This is a genomic window from Micrococcus sp. KRD026 (genome assembly GCF_017168445.1).
GTDB lineage: Bacteria > Actinomycetota > Actinomycetes > Actinomycetales > Micrococcaceae > Micrococcus > Micrococcus luteus.
On record NZ_JABFBA010000020.1, the window covers coordinates 9159 to 12715 of the forward strand.

The 3557-nt window shown below is 68.6% G+C and carries 5 protein-coding genes; all 5 read right to left on the reverse strand.

Features of this window, described 5'->3' with window-relative positions:
• On the reverse strand, positions 1 to 1205 hold a 1205-nt coding region (locus J1M40_RS07080; RefSeq protein ID WP_342356892.1), incomplete at its 3' end, for an IS256-like element ISMlu11 family transposase.
• Between the two features lie 205 nt (positions 1206 to 1410).
• Entirely contained in the window at positions 1411 to 1785 is a 375-nt protein-coding gene (locus J1M40_RS07085; protein ID WP_241252148.1) for a hypothetical protein, read from the reverse strand.
• Positions 1782 to 2627 carry a sigma factor gene (locus tag J1M40_RS07090; protein ID WP_241252149.1) on the reverse strand — a complete coding sequence of 282 codons (846 nt, stop codon included), beginning with the start codon at positions 2625 to 2627 and terminating at the stop codon, positions 1782 to 1784. The genes J1M40_RS07085 and J1M40_RS07090 overlap by 4 nt, the downstream gene beginning before the upstream one ends.
• Positions 2627 to 3079 carry a hypothetical protein gene (locus J1M40_RS07095; protein ID WP_241252150.1) on the reverse strand — a complete coding sequence of 151 codons (453 nt, stop codon included), beginning with the start codon at positions 3077 to 3079 and terminating at the stop codon, positions 2627 to 2629. Before J1M40_RS07095 ends, J1M40_RS07090 begins: the two co-directional genes overlap by 1 nt.
• A gap of 188 nt (positions 3080 to 3267) precedes the next feature.
• Positions 3268 to 3557 (reverse strand): integrase core domain-containing protein (locus J1M40_RS07100; protein ID WP_206450558.1); only part of this gene is annotated, 290 nt, incomplete at its 5' end.

Below are 3557 nucleotides of genomic sequence, written 5' to 3' on the forward strand. Positions count from 1 at the left end.
CCTTCGACGAGCCGGCCCTGGGCTTTGCGCTGGCCGGCGGGTTTGCCCCGGTCCCGAGCGCGTTCGGCGGCGCGTTTGTCTTCGATGTTGCAGATCGCCAGCCAGAGCAGCTTCACCGCCGCCTCGGTCGAGGGGAAGTGGCCGCGGTTCTTGGTCACCTTCCGTAGCTGGAAGTTCAGCGACTCGATGCTGTTGGTCGTGTAGATGACCTTGCGGAGCATGGGTGGGAACTGCAGGAACGGGATGAACCGCTCCCAGGAGTTCGCCCAGGTCGCGGCTGCAGACGGGTACTTCGTGCCGAGCTCGGAGGCCTCGAACTCGGCCAGCGCCTTCCTCGCGGTCTCTTCGTTGGGGGCAGTGTAGATCGGCTTCAGCGCGGCGGCGACCTTCTTGCGGTCCTGGTAGGCCACGAACCGCATCGCGGCCCGGATCAGGTGAACCACGCAGGTCTGGACCATCGAGTCCGGCCACGTCGCCTCGACCGCCTCCGGCAGGCCCTTGAGCCCGTCGCAGCACACGATCAGCACGTCCTGCACGCCCCGGTTGGCGAGATCGGCGCAGACGTGGGCCCAGAACGCCGAGCCCTCGGTGTCCTGGACCCAGATCCCCAGCACGTGCTTGATGCCCTCGAGGTCCACGCCGACGGCGATGTAGGCGGCACGGTTGAGGACCTGGCTGTTCTCTCGGATCTTGATCCGGATTGCGTCGAGATAGATCACCGGATAGAACTCCTCCAGCGGCCGCGACTGCCACGCCAGGACCTCTTCGCTCACGGCGTCGGTGATGTTGGAGATCGTCTCGTGCGACAGGTCCGTGCCGATCGTGGAGGCCAGGTGGTGCTGGATGTCCCGGATCGTCATTCCGCCGGCATAGAGGCTGATGATCATGTCATCCAGGCCCCCGAGGCGCCGCTGGCCCTTGGGCACCAGGCGCGGGGTGAACGACCCGCCCCGGTCTCGCGGGACGTCCAGCTCGATCGGCCCGACCTCGGACTCCACGGTCTTCGGGGTGGTCCCGTTGCGGGAGTTGGCGTGCTTCAGCGCCTCGCTCGAGCCCTTCTCGTAGCCCAGATGGCTGGTCAGCTCGGCCTGCAGGCCCCGCTCGAGCGCGGCCTTGACCAGCGCGGGCACGAACCCGCCGTCACCGGTGAGCTCGACGCCGCCCGCGTCGATCTGCGCGAAGGCGAAAACCAGGCCCTGCCCCACACCGCCAGCACCACGCCAGCACCCACCGCCAGGATCAGCACGACCAGCGCCGTCCCGACCACCCATCCACTGATCTGTGACCACCCCGACAGCCCGTCCGGGTTGATGCCGTTCAACATGTCCGACTCCTCGTCGCTCGTCCGACCCGCTCTTGCTTCGTTGCCGAGTCTCGTCCTGGGTTCGCGGTCGCCACCGCTAAGGTCTGTCAGCCCGCCATCGCCTGCACCACCACCAGCACCCACACCAAGAGCACCGCCATCGCCACGGCCGCGATCACCCACCGACCCCGGCCCGAGTCCCACATGTCCGGTACACGCTCCTGCCACGACGTCGGCAGTGGCGCGTCCACGGACTCCGCCACCCACCGCCGCCCGGCCTCACCCGTGCGCTGGCGCAGCCGCCGCACGGACGCGAACAGCCCCCGGTCCCGCTCTACGTAGACCACGCGCGGCTCCTGCCCCTCCGGCACGTCTTGGCTCTGCTCGAACTCCGTCTGTTCGCTCATTTCGTAGATCACGAACGGCTTCTGACGACTCTTCCGCACGTATTGATTCAGATCGAACTCCGACTGTTCGCTCACTTCTCTGCCCTCTCGTTTCGGATCACCGTTGTCGCCACCCTCAGCAGGTGCCGTGTCTCGGCCAGGTACTGCCGACTCGTGGAGTGGCTGAACCCGGTGGCCTGCATGACGTCCTCGACCGTGACCGCTTCCATCCGGCCCCCCGCCTGCGCGCAGGCCAGCGCGACCTGCCGCGCCCAGTCCCCCGCGTCCCCGTCGTCGGGAAGGCAGCTGATCAGCACGCGCATCGTCACCGCCTGCCCCGAACGGGCCACCTCCTGCGCCGCCCGGACCACCCGGGCACAGCGCACCAGCTCACGCCGGGCCTGACGCAGTGCGGTCACCGAGACGCCCATCGCCTCCGATGCCGCCACGACGTCATCCCCGAACGCCAGCACCACGGCCAGGGCACGGGCCGTCATCTCCGCGGACTCCATGACCGACTCGACCACCCGCATCACCTTCGCGACTTCCCGGTGTGCAGCCAGCGCTTCAACCACAGCCTCGGCCGGGTCCTCCATGACCATCGACACCGCAGTCTTCTCCCGCGCCACCGCGGAAGCCTCCAGCGCCTCCTGGCCCGCCCGCGACCGGCCGACCGCCCGCAGATGATCCACCGCCCGGTTCCGGGCGATGGTGCCGACCCAGGTCCGCAGGGAACCCCGGTCCGGATCGAACCGCTCCCGGGAGTGCCACGCGGACTCCCACGTGCTCTGGAGCACGTCCTCCACGACGTCGCCGTTGCCCGACGGTCCGAGCACGGCCACCACCGTGCCTCGCACCGAGGCCACCGCTTCCGCCAGCTCGTCACCGGTCACCAGCACCATCCCCGCCGGAGCCACCCGGTCCGCCTGCCCGGCCATCACTCCACCGCCTCCACCAACGCCCGTAGCATCGCCCGACGCTCCAGCCGGCAGTGCGGGCAATCCGCAAGCACGGCCTGCCCATACGCCGGAACGTGCACGTCCGGGTCCTGGCACGGCTCACCGGTCCGCAGCTCACGCACCTGCCCCGGAGCAGCCGGAGTCTGAGCCACGGCGACCGGCCGGGGCCGGGTCACCGCGACCAACTCCTCGAACTCCGAGGCCAACGACCGCGCCACGAAGGCCGTGGGCTTGCGCACCGGCCCCGAGGCCCGCGCCAAGACCACGTCCACGATGGACCGCAGTTGCCCGTCTCCGAGGTCCGCAGCCGCCGGCACCCGCTGAACCAGGTCCGCCAGGACCACGCCCCGATGGACCAGCCCCACGCCTTCCCCACCGTCGATGGCCTGATCGGTCCGTCGTCCGTCGTCCGTCGTCGTCTCCGCGCGCACTGCACCGGACTGACGGACTGACGGACGGACAGATGAGGGTTCTTGAGGGTTAGTCCGCGCGCGATCCTTATAGTCGGCAAAGTCGCGATTGTCGCCCAACTCCGTCAGGTTGTCGCCCAACTCCGAGTTGGGCGACAAATTGTCAGGGCGCGAATCCATGCGGTTCGCGGGGTTGTGAGCCGCCCCCTTCATTCGGTCCGGACGTTCTGTGAGTCGTCGGTTTCCATTTGATGGGTGCACTGCCGAGCGTACTCGGCTGGGGTTAGGTAGCCGAGCGAGGAGTGCCGGCGGTGGTGGTTGTACTCGTCCTTCCAGTCGCCGATGATGACCTGTGCGTGCAGCAGCGAGTAAAAGCTGTTGATGTTGAGGCACTCGTCGCGGATCCGGCTGTTGAACGACTCGACGTACCCGTTGCGCCACGGCGAGCCCGGAGGGATGTAGGACAGGCCGGTGCGGGTGCCGGCCCAGTCGGCCATCG

Excerpts from the sequence above, each read along its gene's own strand:
- J1M40_RS07090 (WP_241252149.1), bottom strand. The coding sequence starts at position 2,627 with ATGGCCGGGCAGGCGGACCGGGTGGCTCCGGCGGGGATGGTGCTGGTG.